The sequence below is a fragment of the Streptomyces kunmingensis genome, assembly GCF_039533535.1.
GTDB lineage: Bacteria > Actinomycetota > Actinomycetes > Streptomycetales > Streptomycetaceae > Streptomyces > Streptomyces kunmingensis.
The window spans coordinates 102709-119383 of sequence record NZ_BAAATS010000019.1; the positions used below are offsets into that span (position 1 = coordinate 102709).

A 16675-nucleotide genomic window follows, 5' to 3' on the forward strand; every position below is an offset into this window, starting at 1 on the left:
CGGCCGCCCGCTGGGACCCATCGCGGCCGACTGCAGCAGCGCCCACCGCGCCTGGCTGGAGCCCGTACGCGACGCCTACCGCAGGTCCGGGCAGACCATGAGCCAGCTCGGAACCCAGCTGCACATGGCCAAATCGAAGATCTCCGAGCTGATGAGCGGCCGCATGTACCCACGCTGGGAAGTCCTGTATCCGCTGGCGGTCGAACTGCGCATCCCGTACTCGCCGTTGTTCCGCCTCTGGGCACAGGCCGCGGTGAAGACCCACAACAAGTCCCGCGCGTGGGTCGACGATTCCGTCGCCGGCGTGGCGGTGACGACCAGGCCCGCCGCCCCGCCCCTGGACTACAAGGCCTTCCGCAAGCTCACCCACGACGGCTACCGCGACTACGCCAGCGTCTTCCTGGCCGACGACTGCTGCGACCCGGCTCTCGACGACACCTACGACCAGCTGTGGCTGCGCTGGACCCACGCCCTCTCCAGCCCCGACGCCCGCCGCTACGCCTGGCAGGTCCTGCGCACCACGGTCATGGCCCTCACCCCGCACATCGACGGCCGCCCGGAGTTCTCCCACGCGGCCTTCGACACCGTCGCCCTGCAGGCCGCCACCGACCAGGACGCGGCCCTCGAGCAGTTGCACGAAACGCTCGGGCTCTACAAGGCGATGAGCCGGCTGCCCGACCACCAACTCGACGTCATCGTCCTGCGCCGGCTGCGCGCCATGCCCACCGAGACCGTCTCCGACCTGCTGGGCGCCCCGCTGGCCACCGTCCGCTCCGATGAACGGCACGCGACCCGCTTCCTCGAGACCGCCCTCACCGCCCCGCCCGACCTCGAAGGGAACCAACCGTGACTCGCATCGAAGACATCCTCTCCAGGGCTCTGCTGGCCCGGGACCGCACCGTGCCCCGCGACATCGTCCCGACCACGTGCCCCACCGCACGCCAAGCGCAGACCGCCCCCGACGCCCCCGTCGGCACCACAGCGGAAGGCGATGCCGCCGAAGATCTGCGGGCCCTGTGCGAGACCCTCGTCTCCCACACCCCGGCCACCGACGTCGCCGACTTCGTCACCGAGCAAGTACCGCAGCCACGCAGTGCGCTGGCTCTGGCGTGTGTGCTGCAACTGACCGACACGGACGACGGCGCCCGCTTCTGGTGGCAGTACGCCGCGGGCGCCGGGCAGCCCGCGGCCGCCTACTGCCTCTACCTCCACCACCTGGCCCAGGGCGAGGACGCCACCGCCGACTGGTGGCACCGGCAGACCGACGATGTCGAGCCCGTACCCGACAGCCCCGCCGCCGCGCAGCCCGGGACGCCGGGCCCCGACCAGCCGCACAGCACCTCCACCACCACGATCCTGCGGATCCTGCGCCATCTGTCCAAGCACAGCGTCCGCCCGCGCACCACGGCGGTCACCCATCTCATGGCGTACATGCCCACCGCCGTCACCATCGGCTACCTCCGCGAACCGGACATGGACCTGCCCCTGCCCGGCCCCGACTTCGCCCACCACGTCAGCGAACTCCTCACCGCCGCCGGCCGGCCCGACGTCTCCGACACCCTCCCCGGCCGCAAGTCGTACGACGCCCGCTCGTTGCAGGAGGCCGTCAGCCGCTGACCGAGCGCACGTCCGACGGGTGAGGGGCCGGGGTCACGTACGGGGGCCGGCCCCTCCCCGCACCCCTACAACCCCGCGATCGCGTTCCACCGCTTCGCGAACTCCGTGCGCTCCGACGCCCGGATGTCCCGCGCGATGGCCAGCCGCGAGCGCATCGTGTCGTCGGGGAAGATCAGCGGGTCCTCGGCGAGTCCGGCGGTCTCCTTGTCCTTGGCGGAGGCCAGGACCTCCCGCGCGGCCGGGACCGGGCAGACGTAGTTGACCCAGGCCGCGAGTTCGGCGGCGACCTCGGGCTCGTAGTAGTGGTCGATGAGGCGCTCGGCGTTGGCCTTGTGGTCGGCGAGGTCGGGGATCATCAGGGACTCCGCCCACAGTTCGGCGCCCTCCCGCGGGACGACGAACTCGATGTCCGGGTCGTCGGCCCGGAGTTGAATGACGTCGCCGCTGTAGGCCTGGCACGCGAGGACGTCGCCGCTGGAGAGGTCCTTGATGTAGTCGTTGCCGGTGAAGCGGCGGATGTGCTGGGCCCGCACCAGCTTCTCGACCTGGTCGCAGACCCGGTGGAAGTCGTCGGCGGTCCACCGGGTGATGTCGACGCCGTTGCCCTGCATGAGGAGCGCGAAGGACTCGTCGAGGCCGGAGAGGAGCGTGACGCGTCCCTTGAGGTCGTCGGCCCACAGATCGCCGACGTGCTGGATCTCGCGGCCGAGCCGGCGTTTGTTGTACGCGATGCCGGTGATCCCGGACTGCCACGGCACGGTGTACTTGCGGCCGGGGTCGAAGGCGGGCGAACGCAGCAGCGGGTCGAGGTACTTGGTCACGTTCGGCTGCCGCGTGCGGTCCATCTCCTGGACCCAGCCGAGCCGTACGAAGCGCGAGCACATCCAGTCGGAGATGACGACGAGGTCGCGGCCGGTCCGCTGATGGTTCATCAGCGACGGGCTGATCTTGCCGAAGAACTCGTCGTTGTCGTTGATCTCCTCGGTGTACGCGACCTGGATGCCGGTCCGCCGCTCGAACGCGTCGAGGGTGGGCCGCTTCGAGGGATCGTCGTCGTCCACGTCGATGTAGAGCGGCCAGTTCGCCCAGGTGAGCCGCTTGTCCGAGGAGGAGAGGTCCCGGCCGGCCCGGTCGCCGGGCTCGACGTACGCGGCGGGCACCCCGCACCCCGTGGCGAGGGCGCCGACCGCCACGGCCCCGGCACCACCGCCCAGGGCGCGCAGCAGGGAACGACGGGTGACCCGGGAGGTGAGGTGGTTGGCTCGCACGTCCGCAGGATGCCGCCGCCGCCCGATCCCCGGCAATGGACGCTGCGTCGAGCGGGACGGCCCGCAGCCGACACCCTGTCGATTGGGCGCCGTGCCGTGCGAGCGCGCCCGCGAGTCACGGCGCGCAGGGGCTTCAGAGCTGGTCCCCCGGCCCCCGCCCGCCCCCGACGGTCCTGGCCACGGCCCGCAGATACCGCCGCGTCGCCCATAGCTGCACCACCCGGCCGGCCGGTCCCGCGAGCCGCGTGTACCAGCGGCCCGGCCGGGAGAACGCCCGGATGCGGAACCACACCGAGTCGTCCGCGTCCCGTGTCACGAGGAACGCCTCCTCGCCGCGCTCCGGGTGCCCGGGCAGTGTCCCGTACGCGAAACCGATGCGCGTGCTGTCGCGCACGACCGCCACCACCCGGCAGGGGATCCGCAGCCACAGCAGCCGCAGCTCCACATCGGCGCCGTCCCTGACGTCGTCGCCGGGTGTCACCCGCAGGCCGGCCCCGCGCTGCGCGCCCCACGCGAGGACCGCCGACCCCGCCCGCTCGAAGCACTCCGGCCCCGAGCCGAGACGGACGCGGCGGTCCAAGTGGGCGTACCCCGGCGGGAGTTCTCCGCCCGCCAGGGTCGATCCGGTGGCCTCCGGGTAGGTGAGGCTCACGCGTCCAGCGACGTCATCACGTGCTTGATACGCGTGTAGTCGTCGAAGCCGTACCCGGACAGGTCCTTGCCGTAGCCGGACTTCTTGAAGCCACCGTGCGGCATCTCGGCGACGAGCGGGATGTGCGTGTTGATCCAGACGCAGCCGAAGTCGAGCACCTTGGACATGCGCATCGCGCGCGCGTGGTCCTTGGTCCACACCGAGGAGGCGAGGGCGTAGTCGACGCCGTTGGCCCACTCGGTGGCCTGTGCCTCGTCCGTGAAGGACTGGACGGTGATGACCGGGCCGAAGACCTCGTTCTGGATGATCTCGTCGTCCTGCTTGAGGCCGGAGACGACGGTCGGGGCGTAGAAGTAGCCCTTCTCGCCGACGCGGTGGCCGCCGGCCTCGACCTTGGCGTGCGCGGGGAGCCGCTCGATGAACCCGGAGACCTGCTTGAGCTGGTTGGGGTTGTTGAGCGGGCCGTAGAGCACGTCCTCGTCGTCCGGCCGACCGGTCTTGGTGTCGGCGGCGGCCTTGGCGAGCGCGGTCACGAACTCGTCGTGGATGGACTCCTGGACGAGGACGCGGGTGGCGGCCGTACAGTCCTGGCCCGCGTTGAAGTAGCCCGCGACCGAGATGTCCTCGACGGCCTTGGCGATGTCGGTGTCCTCGAAGACGACGACCGGCGCCTTGCCGCCCAGCTCCAGGTGGACCCGCTTGAGGTCCTTGGCGGCGGACTCGGCGACCTGCATGCCCGCGCGGACGGAGCCCGTGATGGACGCCATCGCCGGGGTCGGGTGCTCGACCATGGCGCGACCCGTGTCGCGGTCGCCGCACACCACGTTGAAGACGCCCTTGGGGACGATCGAGCCGACGATCTCGGCCATCAGGACCGTCGAGGCGGGGGTGGTGTCGGACGGCTTGAGGACGACGGTGTTGCCCGCGGCCAGCGCCGGGGCGAACTTCCAGACGCCCATCATCATCGGATAGTTCCAGGGCGCGACCTGCGCGCAGACGCCGATCGGCTCGCGCCGGACGATGGAGGTGAGGCCCTCCATGTACTCCCCGGCCGCGCGGCCTTCGAGCATCCGCGCCGCACCCGCGAAGAACCGGATCTGGTCGACCATCGGCGGGATCTCTTCACTGCGGGTCAGCCCGATGGGCTTGCCCGTGTTCTCCACCTCGGCCGCGATGAGCTCCTCGGCCCGCTCCTCGAACGCGTCCGCGATCTTGAGGAGGGCCTTCTGCCGCTCGGCCGGGGTCAGGTCGCGCCAGGCCGGGAACGCGGCCTCGGCGGCGGCCATGGCGGCGTCGACGTCGGCCTGCCCGGACAGCGGCGCGGTCGCGTACGCCTCGCCCGTGACCGGGTTGACCACCTCGGTGGTCCGTCCGTCGGCGGCGTCCCGGAACTCGCCATCGATGTAGTTACGCAGACGACGCAGCTCACTGGTCACTGACCGGCCTCCTTGCGGATGGAAAGGACGTGGAATGTCAGGGATTGACGTATGTCCACTGCTTGAGACACCACCCTATGCGGTGCACCGTCGCTTTCGACACCCCCCACCACCCTGCACCTACGAAATCCGTGACGATTGGAGTCGCAGACAACGAATTACATCGATCCGGGCTTGCGGAACTGACGAGTCCTCGTGCAGAGTGAGGTCGTGGCCAGTCGTAGCGCAGACCCCAAGGGACCCCGTTCGAGAAGCGGCGGAAGCCCGCCCCTCGACGCCGTCTCCCTCGCCATCATCGAGCAGCTCCAGGAGGACGGCAGGCGTCCGTACGCCGCCATCGGCAAGGCCGTCGGCCTCTCCGAGGCGGCCGTGCGCCAGCGCGTCCAGAAGCTGCTCGACCAGGGCGTGATGCAGATCGTCGCCGTCACCGACCCGCTCACCGTGGGCTTCCGGCGCCAGGCGATGGTCGGGATCCACGCCGAGGGCGACCTCGATCCGGTGGCGGACGCGCTGACGGCCATGCCGGAGTGCGAGTACGTCGTGATGACCGCGGGCTCGTTCGACCTGATGGTGGAGGTCGTCTGCGAGGACGACGACCACCTCCTGGAGGTCATCAACCAACGCATCCGGGCCCTGCCCGGCGTGCGCTCCACCGAGAGCTTCGTCTACCTCAAGCTCAAGAAGCAGACCTATATGTGGGGAACCCGATAGCCGTGAGCAAGGACCTCAGCCGAACCGCGTACGACCACCTGTGGATGCACTTCACGCGGATGTCGTCGTACGAGAACGCGCCCGTTCCCACCATCGTGCGTGGCGAGGGCACCTACATCTGGGACGACCAGGGCAAGAAGTACCTCGACGGGCTCGCGGGCCTCTTCGTGGTGCAGGCCGGTCACGGCCGGCGCGAGCTCGCCGAGGTCGCCGCCAAGCAGGCGGCCGAGCTGGCGTTCTTCCCCATCTGGTCGTACGCCCACCCCAAGGCGGTGGAGCTGGCCGAGCGCCTGGCCCACTACGCGCCGGGCGACCTCAACAAGGTCTTCTTCACCACCGGCGGCGGCGAGGCCGTCGAGACCGCGTGGAAGCTGGCGAAGCAGTACCACAAGCTCACCGGCAACCACCAGAAGTACAAGGTCATCTCGCGTGCGGTCGCCTACCACGGCACCCCGCAGGGCGCCCTGTCCATCACCGGACTCCCGGCGCTGAAGGCCCCGTTCGAGCCGCTCGTGCCCGGCGCGCACAAGGTGCCGAACACGAACATCTACCGCGCCCCGATCCACGGCGCCGATCCGGAGGCCTTCGGCCGCTGGGCCGCCGACCAGATCGAGCAGGAGATCCTCTTCGAGGGCCCGGAGACGGTCGCGGCCGTCTTCCTGGAGCCGGTGCAGAACGCGGGCGGCTGCTTCCCGCCCCCGCCCGGCTACTTCCAGCGCGTGCGCGAGATCTGCGACCAGTACGGCGTACTGCTCGTCTCGGACGAGGTCATCTGCGCCTTCGGCCGCCTCGGCACGATGTTCGCCTGCGACAAGTTCGGCTACGTGCCGGACATCATCACCTGCGCCAAGGGCATGACCTCGGGCTACTCCCCGATCGGCGCCGCGATCATCTCGGACCGCATCGCCGAGCCCTTCTACAAGGGCGACAACACCTTCCTGCACGGCTACACCTTCGGCGGCCACCCCGTGTCCGCGGCCGTGGGCCTGGCCAACCTCGACGTGTTCGAGCGCGAGGGCCTCAACCAGCACGTGCTCGACAACGAGGCGAACTTCCTGACGACGCTGCAGAAGCTGCACGACCTGCCCATCGTCGGCGACGTCCGCGGCAACGGCTTCTTCTACGGCATCGAGCTCGTCAAGGACAAGGCCACCAAGGAGACCTTCACCGACGAGGAGTCGGAGCGGATCCTGTACGGCTTCGTCTCCAAGAAGCTCTTCGAGTACGGCCTGTACTGCCGCGCCGACGACCGTGGCGACCCGGTCATCCAGCTCTCCCCGCCGCTGATCGCCGACCAGTCGACGTTCGACGAGATCGAGAGCATCGTCCGCCAGGTCCTCACGGAGGCCTGGACGAAGATCTGAGCCGCCCGCGGCCCCTTCCGGCGACGGCCCGGCCGCGCCCATCCGAGTGAGATGGGCGCGGCCGGGCCGCGTCTTTTGTGACGATATGGCCCTGAAAACCTAGCGTGCCCTGTGACCGATCGGCCCTGCCTTCGTTCCCCCGTACGGGGGACGGGAACTCTCTCCCGGCACAACTGATCCGAACCGAGGTGTACGCCATGGTGGCCCCACCGGACAACGACGTGCTCCGGGCTCGCGCCCTGCACTTCTCCCACAACGGCTCCCCCGCGCTCACCGGCGTCTCGCTCGGTGTCCGCGAGGGCGAGATCCTCGCGGTCGGCGGCCCGCGCGGAGCCGGCAAGACGACACTGCTGCGGTGCCTGTCGGGCCAGCTCCTGCCGCAGCAGGGCGAGGTGTGGTTCAACAGCACCCCGGTGCACACCATGGGCGCGCTGGTACGGGAGCGGCTGCGCCGCGACCGGTTCGGCTGGATCGACCCGGAGCCCGCCCTCGTCCCCGAGCTGAACGTCTGGGAGAACACGGCCCTGCCGCTGATGCTGCGCGGCACCGGCCGCCGCCCCGCGAAGAACGCCGCCCAGGAATGGCTCGACCGGCTCGACGTCGGCCACCTCGCCCGCAAGCGGCCCGGCGCCCTGCGCATGGCCGAGCGGCAGCGCGTCGCCATCGCCCGCGCCCTGGTGCACGCCCCGAACGTGGTCTTCGCCGACGAACCGACCGCGACCCTGCACCGCGCCGACCGCGCGCACGTCCTGCGCACGCTGACCGCGGCGGCCCGCTCGCACGCCGTCACCGTCGTCCTGGCCACGCACGACCCCGAGGTCAGCGCCCTCGCCGACCGCACGGTGTCGCTGCTCGACGGACGCCTCGTCACCACTGTGCCCCTGCCGGCCGCGGCCCCCGACTCGGAAGGCCAGGCCGCGTGCTCGCTCTCCGTCTAGCCCGCGGCGGCCGCCCCCTGGTCCAGCTGCGCAGACTTCTGGTCGCCGCCGCCTCCGCGGGCACCGGCTTCCTGATGCTGTGCACGCTGGGCTACGCGCTGGGCCACCCCGAAGCCTCCACGGCCGCCCGCCTGCGCCTGGCCTGGTGCCTGGTGCCGCTCGCCGCCACCGTGCACTTCGCGGTCGCCGTGGCCCGCTCCGACCCGGGTACGAAACCGCGCTCCGGCCTGTCCGCGGTCGGCCTCGGCCCGGCCCGCCTCTCCCTGCTCGCCGCGATCTCCACGGCGGTGGCCTGCACGCTCGGCTCGACACTGGCGCTGTTCTTCTTCCTGCATCTGCGCGGCGACCTGTCGGGGCTCCCGTTCGACGGCGCGGCACGCCACCTCCTCGCCGCCGACCGGCCGTTGCCGCTGGCCGCCGTGCTCACCCTGCTCACTTTCGTGCCGCTGGCCGCGTCCGGTGCCAGCGCCCTCGTGCTGCGCCCCCGCACCACGCAGGCAGCGAAGCCCGGCCACGCGGCCACGGACGAGCAGGAGGAACCATTCGCCGAGCCGTCCCCCGCGCCGACGGGGCTGCCCTGGGGCGTCGCGCTGCTCGCCGCCGGGCTCGCCGTGGAGACGTACGCCGCGCGTGCGCGCGGCGGCGACGGACCACCGATGCCGGGTGGCCTCGGCGGCAGCTCCACCGGCGTCCTGGCCGGCTGGGCGCTGACCGCACTCGGCCTCGCGTTCGCCGGGCCCGCCCTGACCCACCTGTGCGGGCGGGCCCTGCAGGCCGTCCGGCCGGGCGCCGTCCGGCTGCTCGCCGGGCGCGTGCTCCAGGAGGAGGCGCAGCGCATCGGGCGCCCGCTCGGCATCGTCTGCGCGGTGGCCTCGGGCGCGTACGCCGCGAACACCCTGTACGGGCACGCCGGGGACGCCGCCCCCGGCCTCGGCCCGCTCTCCGCGCTCGGCGCGACGCTCGTCGTCGGCTGCACCCTCGCCACGCTGCTGACCGCGGCCGTGGAGGCCCGCCAGGCCCGCACGCACACCACCGGCGCACTCCTGCGGCTCGGCGCCCCGGCGGCGAAGCTGCGCGGCGCCGCGGCCCTGCGCGCGGGCGCCCTGCTGGCCCTCTTCGGGCCGCTGACCTGGACCGTCGCGGAGCTTTCGGCCATTCCTCTGATTGCGCGATGACTTTTGCCATCCAGGCCCGTCTAATCCTGCGTAGGAGCACGACACCGACCGACACAGAAGGCGACGGGCCTCCCCATGTACCAGCAGATGATCTTCGTGAACCTGGCCGTCAACGACCTGGACGCCGCCAAGAAGTTCTTCTCGGAGCTCGGCTACTCCATCAACCAGCAGTTCACGGACGAGACGGCCTCGGCCGTGGAGGTCAGCGACACGATCGTGCTCATGCTGATGACCAAGGAGAAGTACGCGGGCTTCACCCAGAAGACGATCGTCGACTCGACCAAGAGCAGCGAGGTGCTGCTGTGTCTGAGCGCCGAGAGCCGGGAGAAGGTCGACGAGCTGGTCGAGCGGGCGCTCGCGGCCGGCGGCACCGAGCACGGCGAGAAGCAGGACCACGGTTTCATGTACGGCCGGGCCTTCGACGACCTGGACGGCCACACCTTCGAGGTCGCGTGGATGGACCCGTCGGCCATCCAGGGCTGATCAACTACCGGGTCCCCATAGCTCGATCGGGCGTCGTGTTTAGCATGGGCGGGTGCAGCCGACATCATCTGAGTCATCCGTACCCGCCCTTCCCCGCACCACTTCCGAGCGCGAGATCGAGACGCTCGCCGAGTTCGACGAGACGGTCGCCGCGCACGGCACGCTGGCCGGCCACCGGGTGCAGGCCGTCGATCTGACGCAGCGCACGGACCGGCTGCTCGCCGCCGACGTGGCGGGCGCCGTCTTCCTCGGCTGCCCCATGGACCCGGCGGCCGCCGCCCGTGTCAGGGCCGCCGGGGCGCTGGTCTTCCCGCCGGTCCCCGGCCTCCCGTTCGACCCGTACCGCGGGCATCTGTACACGCCGGACGAGCTGTTCGACGGGCTGTCCACGCCGGGCGGGTACGAGGCGACGCCGGATGCCCGCGCGTACGCCTGGTTCCAGCGGACCAAGAGCGACGGCGACGTGTTCGCGTCGATGCTGCGGGCCGTGCACGACGACTCGGTCTCCGACGCCCTCGACGAACTCCTCGCCGGTGCGCGGGTGGTGGGCGTCATGGGCGGCCACGCGATGGCGCGCGGCACCGACGAGTACGCCGGAGCGGCCCGCCTCGGCCGGTCGCTGGCGCGGGCCGGGCTCACGGTGGCGACGGGCGGCGGTCCGGGCGCCATGGAGGCGGCGAACCTGGGCGGGTACGCGGCCCCCTTCGCCGACACCATGCTGGAAGAGGCGCTCCAACTCCTCGGCAAGACACCGTCGTTCACGCCGTCGGTCACGGACTGGGCCGCCGCCGCGTTCGAGGTGCGCGGTCGCTGGCCGCGCGGAGGCACCTCGGTCGGCATCCCCACCTGGTTCTACGGGCACGAGCCGCCCAACGCGTTCGCCGCGCACCTCGCCAAGTATTTCGCCAACGCCACCCGCGAGGACGGCCTGCTGGCCCGTTCGAACGCGGGCGTCATCTTCCTGCCCGGTGCGGCCGGCACGGTGCAGGAGATCTTCGACAACGCCACGCCCAACTACTACGAGTCGCGCGGCGAACCGACCCCGATGGTCCTCGTCGACCGGGACCACTGGACGCGGAAGCTGCCGGCATGGCCACTGCTTCAGGCGCTCGCGCGCGGCCGGTCGATGGAGTCGCGGATCGCGCTCGTCGACTCGGTGGACGAGGCCGGCGAGGCGTTGCGAAGGATGACTCGCGAGACAACGTGAGACGGATTCCGGGGCCCGCAGGGTCAAGTGAAGGTCAAGTCTCAACTTTCAGTGCCCCCGACGTATTGACGCTGCGTTATGTGCGCTTGTAAACGTGAGGTGACCGTGAGGATGCTGAGGCGGGAGCCACGCGTTCCCTCACGGCATCCATCTCTTTTCTGCACTTGATCCCGTGAAGGACAACCGTGTCCGTAACCCCCCGTATATCCGCACGCGCCGCGCGCTTCGCCGGTGTGGCGGCTGCCGCCACCGCGCTGACGCTGGGCGTCGCCGGTACCGCTTCGGCTTGCAACATCAGTGAGTTCAGCGCCGAGGCCGTCTGCGACGGCGACCAGGGCGTCATCACCGTCAAGGACGTCGACTCCTCCGGCACGCTCGCCACCGTCACCGTCTTCCTCCAGACGGACGGTGCCGAGAAGCTTGTGGGGACCCAGACCGTGAAGGGCACCCGCGAGGGCGCCACCATCACGTTCAAGGAGAACTGGCAGCCGAACGCCAAGTACCGCGTCCACGTGAAGACCGACGCGTACAACGTGGACGACGACATCAAGGGCGGCGTCACCACCCCGGCGACGGCCTGCGCCACCGAGAAGCCGACCCCGCCGGCCTCCACCCCGCCGGCGTCCTCCCCGGCGCCGAGCACCCCGGCCGAGTCGGCCAAGCCGTCCCCGTCGACGTCCGAGTCCGCCACCCCGGCGGCCCCGGCGCCGGACAACTCGGCCTCCCCGGCCGGCGGTTCGGACCTCGCCGAGACCGGCGCCAGCAGCAACACCGGCCTGTTCGCCGGCATCGCGGCGGCGCTCGTCGTCGCGGGCGGCGGCGTGGTCTTCGCCCTGCGCAAGCGCGGTGCGGCCCAGCGCTAGTCGCTAGTCGCCAATCGCTAGTCGTTTGAGAGGGGTCGTACGAGGCGTCACCGGCCGAGCATTCGGGCCACCGCCTCGTACGGCCCCTTTCGCATGGGGAGTTCGGAGCCTGGGCGGCTCGGGGCTCCGTGCTCGGGGCTCCGTGCTCGGGGCTCGGGGCTCGGGGCTCCGTGCTCGGCTCGCGGCTCGGCGCTCGCGGCTCGGTGCTCGGGTGGCTCGAGGGCTCAGCCGAACGACGCCCGTGCCAGCCAGAAGTCCAGCAACGCCCGGTCGCCGAGCACCTCGACCCGTCCGCCGTCGAGCGGTTCCCGCCGGTAGAAGGCGAGCAGCACCGCCGTCAGCGGCCCGCGCAGGGCGACGTCGGCCTTCGCATGGTCGCGGCGCCAGACGACCCCCTCGTCGCGCAGCTCGATCAGCCACTCGGCGCCCAACTCCGGTGCGGTGTCGGTGGCGTGCAGATGCAGGGTGCGCCCGCCGGCCTTCAGCTCCTGGGCCGAGTCCCGGGCGTCGATGTCCTGGACGTACCGCACGATCCGCAGCCATTCGTCGATCGCGTCGGCGGCGATCTCGGGCACCACGTCGTAGCCGGCCTTCGCGGCGAGCGCCGCGTCGGCCCGGTGGATCACCGTCTCGTGGGCCATCCGGCGGGCCCAGAACCCGGAGTCATGCTGCCAGGCCCAGCTCCAGCAGGGGGTGTCGGGCCCGGCGGCGCGCAGGGTGTCCGCGAGGCGCCGGGCGCCGTCGTCGAGCCAGGTGCCGAGTGTGGCGGGGCCGTCGTCCGCCGGCGCGCGGTCCGGTACGTCGTCCTCGGACAGTTCCCCGGCCGCCCGGGTACGCACCATCGCCTCGGCCCAGCGGTGGGCGCTGCCGATGTGCTCGGCGAGCTCGCGCACGCTCCAGTCGGGGCAGGTCGGCACGGTGGCGGTGAGGTCGGCTCCGGCCAGCTGCTCCGTCAACAGGCCGGTCTGCGCGACGATTTCCTCGCAGAACCGGTCGTGGGAGAGCTGTCCGTGCGGCGGCGGCGCTGATGTCGTCATGCGCCGACCCTACGTAGCCGGACCCTCGCCCAGCATCACGATTTCGGCGGCGTCGAAGGCGACGCCGACCTCGGCGCCCTGTTCCGGCGCATCGCGCAGCGCGCACGCCGCTTCGAGCCGGGGCGCGTCCTCGGGTTCGAGCTGGAGCGCGACGTGCGTACCGCGGAAGGTGCGGGCGGTGACGGTGCAGGTCAGCTGGGCATCGGCGGCGGCGACCAGGCGTACGCCCGCGGGCCGGACGAGGATCTTGCCGGGGCCGGGCGGCGAGCCGGCCGGGACCGGCAGCTTGCCCCACGGGGTGTCGGCGGCGTCGCCCGAGACGGACACGGCTCCCTCGACGACGTTGTCGAAGCCGAGGAAGCGGGCCACGAACGCGTCGGCCGGGTGGCGCCACACGTCCAGGGGTGTGCCGGACTGGGCGATCCGTCCGTCGCGCATGACGACGACCCGGTCCGCGAGCGCGAAAGCCTCGCCCTGGTCATGCGTGACGGCGAGGACGGTGGTGCCCAACTCGCCGAACAGCTGGCGGAGTTCAACGACGAGGCGTTCGCGCAGCGACCGGTCGAGCTGGCCGAGCGGCTCGTCCAGCATGAGCAGGCTGGGCCGCGGCGCGAGTGCCCGGGCGAGGGCGACGCGCTGCTGTTCACCGCCGGACAGCGCGGCGACGGCCCGGCGTTCGGCGCCGGGCAGGCCGACGAGCTCCAGCAACTCCACCACCCGGGAGGCCTGTTCGCTCCGCCCGGCACCGTGCATGCGCAGCCCGAAGGCGACGTTGCCGCCGACGTCCCGCTGCGGGAACAGCTGGTGGTCCTGGAACATGAGGCCCACGCCCCGCTTGTGCGCGGGCACGCCCGCCTGGTCGCGGCCGCCGAGGAACACCCGCCCGGCGTCCAGGGGTTGCAGCCCGGCGACGGCCCGCAGCAGCGTCGACTTGCCACTGCCGCTGGGCCCGAGGACGCACACGATCTCGTGCTCGGCGACCTCCAGGTCCACACCGTCGAGGACGGCGCGCCCGCCGAACCGTACGGTCGCGTCGTCGAGTGCGAGCAAGGCCGCCATTCAGAACTCCCCGGTCGTGGCCCGCGCGGGCCGCATGCGTTCGAGCAGCAGCAGGGAGACGGCGCAGACGACCATGAGGACCGTCGAGAGGGCCATCGCCTGCCCGTAGTTGAGGTCTCCGGCCCGGCCGAGCAGCCGCGCCACGGCGACCGGCAGGGTCGGGTTGTCGGGCCGCGCGATGAACACGGTCGCCCCGAACTCGCCGAGGGACACGGCGAACGCGAATCCGGCCGCGACCAGGAGCGCCCGCCGCACCATGGGCAGATCGACCTCCCGCCAGGCCCGCAGCGGCGAGGCCCCGAGCACCGCCGCCGCCTCCCGGAGCCGCCCGTCCACGGCGCGCAGCACCGGCAGCATGGTCCGTACGACGAAGGGCACTCCGACCAGCGCCTGCGCGAGCGGCACCAGGATCCAGGAGGCCCGCAGGTCGAGCGGCGGCTTGTCGAGCGTGATCAGGAAGCCGAAGCCGACGGTCACCGCGGACACGCCGAGGGGCAGCATCAGCAGCGCGTCGAACCCGCGCACGAGGCGTCCCGCGCGCCGGGTCAGCGCGGCGGCGGCGAGCCCGCCGATGACGAGGGCGATACCGGTGGCGGCGAGCGCGTACTCCAGCGAGTTCCAGACGGCGTTGATCGGCGCTACGAGGAAGGTCCCGCCGTCGGAGTCGGTGAGGGCCCGGTAGTACGCGAACCCGTACCCGTCCGGTGCGTCCAGCGAGCGCTGCACGAGCACACCGAGCGGCAGGAGGACCAGTACGGCGACGGTTGTGAGCACGCCGGCGAGGAGCGCCCACTGTCCGGCCCCGCGCGGTCTGCGCGCCGTGTGCGCGGCGTCGACGAGCCGTAGCGCGCTCTCGCGCCGGCGCACACTCCAGGCGTGCACGCCGAGGATGAGCCCCACGGCGACGAACTGCACGATGGTGAGGACGGCGGCGGTCGACAGGTCGAAGATCTGCGCGGTCTGCCGGTAGATCTCGACCTCGAGGGTCGAATAGCCCGGCCCGCCGAGGATCTGCACGACTCCGAACGACGTGAACGTGAACAGGAAGACCATGAGGGCGGCGGCCGCCACGGCCGGGCCGAGCGCGGGCAGCGTCACCGTGCGCCAGGCCGCGAGGCGCGAGGCGCCGAGCATCCGCGCGGCCTCCTCCTGCCGCGGGTCGAGTTGCGACCACAGGCCTCCCACCGTGCGCACCACGACCGCGTAGTTGAAGAAGACATGCGCGATGAGGATGGCCCACACCGTGGTGTCGAGCCGGACGCCCCACAGCTCGTCGAGCAGCCCGCCCCGGCCGACGAGGGCCAGGAACGCCGTGCCCACGACGACGGTCGGCAGCACGAACGGCACGGTCACGACGGCCCGCAGCAGCTGTTTGCCGGGAAAGTCGAGGCGGGCGAACACATACGCGCCGGGGAGCGCGATCAGCAGCGTGAGAGCGGTCGAGGCGAGCGCCTGCCACGCCGTGAACCACAGGACGTGCCGGATGTCCGACTCCCCCAGCACGTCCACGATCCGCCCGAACTGCCAGCCGCCGTCGACGAGCAGCCCGCGCCGGACGATCGCGATGACGGGGTACGCGAAGAAGACGGCGAAGAACACGACGGGCACGACCATGAGGCCGAGCCGCGCCGCCGTGTCCCCTGGCCGGCGTACGCGGGCCACGCCCGTCCTCGCCTCGGGCGCTACTTCCTTACGAGCGAGGTCCACGACTTGACCCAGTTGTCACGGTTGTCCGCGATCTTGCGCGGGCTCATGGTCTCGGGGTCGTCGACCCGCACGGCGTACTTCGTGTAGTCGGCGGGGGCGGTGGCGTTCTCGGTCACCGGGTCGACGAACATGTTGAGCGGCATGTCCTGCTGGAACTCCTTCGAGATGAGGAAGTCGAGCAGCGCCCGGCCGCCCTTCTCGTTCCTGGCCCCGTCGAGCAGCCCGGCGAACTCGACCTGCCGGAAGCAGGTCTTGGCAGCGACACCGACCGGCGACGTCTTGGGCTGCGGGTCCGAGTAGATCGCCTCGGCGGGCGGCGAGGACGCGTACGACACGACGAGCGGCCGCTCGCCGCCCGCCTTCTTGCCGCCGGCGCTCCCGCTGAACTCCTCGTTGTAGGCCTGGTCCCAGCCGTCGACGACCTTCACGCCGTTGGCCACGAGCTTCTTCCAGTAGCCCTGCCAGCCGTCGTCGCCGTACTCGGCGGCCGATCCGAGCAGAAAGCCGAGACCGGGCGAGGAGGTCGCCGCGTTCTCGGTGACGAGCAGATCCTTGTACGCGGGCTCGGCCAGATCGGCGAAGGAGGACGGCGGCGTCAGCTTGTGCTGCTGGAAGTACTTCTTGTCGTAATTGACGCAGATGGAGCCGGTGTCGACGGGCGTGACGCGGTTCTTCCCGGCGTCGAGCTGGTACGCCTTCTTGACCTTGTCCAACCCCTGGGCCTTGTAGGGGGCGAAGACGTCGTTGTCGAGCGCGCGGGACAGCAGGGTGTTGTCGACGCCGAAGAAGACATCGCCCTGCGGGTTGCCCTTGGACAGGATCGCCTTGTTGACGGCCTGCCCGGCGTCACCGTCCTCCAGGACCTTCACCTTGTAGCCGGACTTCTTCTCGAAGTCCTTCAGCACGTTCTTGGAGACGGCCCACGAGTCGTGGCTGACGAGGGTGACGGTCTTGGAGTCGCCGCCCGGACCCGCGTCGCCGGACGACCCGCACGCGGACAGCATGACGAGCCCGAGGCCCACGGCCACGGCCCCGTACGTCTTCTTGCCGATGGTGCTCATTCGAATTCCTCCTGGAATGACCAGGAGAAGACGCGGCCCTGCCCGGAGACCGGTGAGGGTCCCCGGGCAGGGCGCAACAGCATGAGTGATGACCGAA

At 71.4% G+C, this 16675-nt stretch carries 16 protein-coding genes; 9 read left to right on the forward strand and 7 right to left on the reverse strand.

Annotated elements, in window-relative coordinates:
* Both ABD366_RS24785 and ABD366_RS24790 read left to right on the forward strand, forming a co-directional pair.
* Nucleotides 1-850 (forward strand): sigma-70 family RNA polymerase sigma factor (locus ABD366_RS24785; protein WP_344442483.1); only part of this gene is annotated, 850 nt, incomplete at its 5' end.
* The gene (locus tag ABD366_RS24790) at nucleotides 847-1617 is read left to right on the forward strand and encodes a hypothetical protein (protein WP_324766516.1); all 771 of its coding nucleotides are present in this window, start codon (nucleotides 847-849) and stop codon (nucleotides 1615-1617) included. The genes ABD366_RS24785 and ABD366_RS24790, both read left to right, overlap by 4 nt.
* Nucleotides 1618-1682: 65 nt before the next feature.
* Here ABD366_RS24790 and ABD366_RS24795 read toward each other — a convergent pair whose 3' ends face one another.
* The 3 genes from ABD366_RS24795 to ABD366_RS24805 form a co-directional block, all read right to left on the reverse strand.
* Entirely contained in the window at nucleotides 1683-2885 is a 1203-nt protein-coding gene (locus ABD366_RS24795; protein ID WP_324766515.1) for a polyamine ABC transporter substrate-binding protein, read from the reverse strand.
* 133 nt (nucleotides 2886-3018) lie between these two features.
* Nucleotides 3019-3537: a DUF1990 domain-containing protein gene (locus tag ABD366_RS24800; protein WP_324766514.1), complete on the reverse strand. Its 519-nt coding sequence runs from the start codon at nucleotides 3535-3537 to the stop codon at nucleotides 3019-3021.
* Complete coding sequence (locus ABD366_RS24805; protein ID WP_324766513.1) at nucleotides 3534-4973, reverse strand: gamma-aminobutyraldehyde dehydrogenase; 1440 nt, start codon at nucleotides 4971-4973, stop codon at nucleotides 3534-3536. The genes ABD366_RS24800 and ABD366_RS24805 overlap by 4 nt, the downstream gene beginning before the upstream one ends.
* Nucleotides 4974-5168: 195 nt before the next feature.
* Between ABD366_RS24805 and ABD366_RS24810 the strand changes: the two genes are divergently transcribed.
* The 7 genes from ABD366_RS24810 to ABD366_RS24840 all read left to right on the forward strand — a co-directional run bounded on the left by ABD366_RS24810 (nucleotide 5169) and on the right by ABD366_RS24840 (nucleotide 11714).
* Complete coding sequence (locus tag ABD366_RS24810) at nucleotides 5169-5684, forward strand: Lrp/AsnC family transcriptional regulator (protein ID WP_324766512.1); 516 nt, start codon at nucleotides 5169-5171, stop codon at nucleotides 5682-5684.
* Entirely contained in the window at nucleotides 5669-7048 is a 1380-nt protein-coding gene (locus tag ABD366_RS24815) for an aspartate aminotransferase family protein (RefSeq protein ID WP_324766511.1), read from the forward strand. The genes ABD366_RS24810 and ABD366_RS24815 overlap by 16 nt, the downstream gene beginning before the upstream one ends.
* A gap of 197 nt (nucleotides 7049-7245) precedes the next feature.
* Complete coding sequence (locus ABD366_RS24820; RefSeq protein WP_324766510.1) at nucleotides 7246-7986, forward strand: ABC transporter ATP-binding protein; 741 nt, start codon at nucleotides 7246-7248, stop codon at nucleotides 7984-7986.
* Nucleotides 7968-9161 carry a hypothetical protein gene (locus ABD366_RS24825; protein WP_344442487.1) on the forward strand — a complete coding sequence of 398 codons (1194 nt, stop codon included), beginning with the start codon at nucleotides 7968-7970 and terminating at the stop codon, nucleotides 9159-9161. Before ABD366_RS24820 ends, ABD366_RS24825 begins: the two co-directional genes overlap by 19 nt.
* A 75-nt stretch (nucleotides 9162-9236) precedes the next feature.
* Nucleotides 9237-9644, forward strand: a complete 408-nt coding sequence (locus tag ABD366_RS24830; RefSeq protein WP_324767369.1) for a VOC family protein — start codon at nucleotides 9237-9239, stop codon at nucleotides 9642-9644.
* Nucleotides 9645-9696: 52 nt separating this feature from the next.
* Nucleotides 9697-10851 (forward strand): LOG family protein, encoded by a 1155-nt coding sequence (locus tag ABD366_RS24835; RefSeq protein ID WP_324767371.1) that lies wholly within the window; start codon nucleotides 9697-9699, stop codon nucleotides 10849-10851.
* A 185-nt stretch (nucleotides 10852-11036) separates the two neighbouring features.
* A complete protein-coding gene (locus ABD366_RS24840) occupies nucleotides 11037-11714 on the forward strand; it encodes an LAETG motif-containing sortase-dependent surface protein (RefSeq protein WP_324767372.1) in 678 nt (225 codons plus the stop codon).
* Nucleotides 11715-11938: 224 nt separating this feature from the next.
* Here ABD366_RS24840 and ABD366_RS24845 read toward each other — a convergent pair whose 3' ends face one another.
* Genes ABD366_RS24845 through ABD366_RS24860 form a run of 4 tightly spaced genes read right to left on the reverse strand, consistent with a single transcriptional unit; the run spans nucleotide 11939 to nucleotide 16578 of the window.
* Nucleotides 11939-12751, reverse strand: a complete 813-nt coding sequence (locus ABD366_RS24845; RefSeq protein ID WP_324767373.1) for a maleylpyruvate isomerase N-terminal domain-containing protein — start codon at nucleotides 12749-12751, stop codon at nucleotides 11939-11941.
* 9 nt (nucleotides 12752-12760) lie between these two features.
* Nucleotides 12761-13810 (reverse strand): ABC transporter ATP-binding protein, encoded by a 1050-nt coding sequence (locus ABD366_RS24850; RefSeq protein WP_324767374.1) that lies wholly within the window; start codon nucleotides 13808-13810, stop codon nucleotides 12761-12763.
* The gene (locus ABD366_RS24855) at nucleotides 13811-15517 is read right to left on the reverse strand and encodes an ABC transporter permease (protein WP_411293649.1); all 1707 of its coding nucleotides are present in this window, start codon (nucleotides 15515-15517) and stop codon (nucleotides 13811-13813) included. It abuts the gene before it with no gap.
* Nucleotides 15493-16578, reverse strand: coding sequence for a thiamine ABC transporter substrate-binding protein (locus ABD366_RS24860; protein ID WP_411293650.1), 1086 nt, complete (start codon nucleotides 16576-16578; stop codon nucleotides 15493-15495). Before ABD366_RS24860 ends, ABD366_RS24855 begins: the two co-directional genes overlap by 25 nt.
* Nucleotides 16579-16675: the final 97 nt, after the last annotated feature.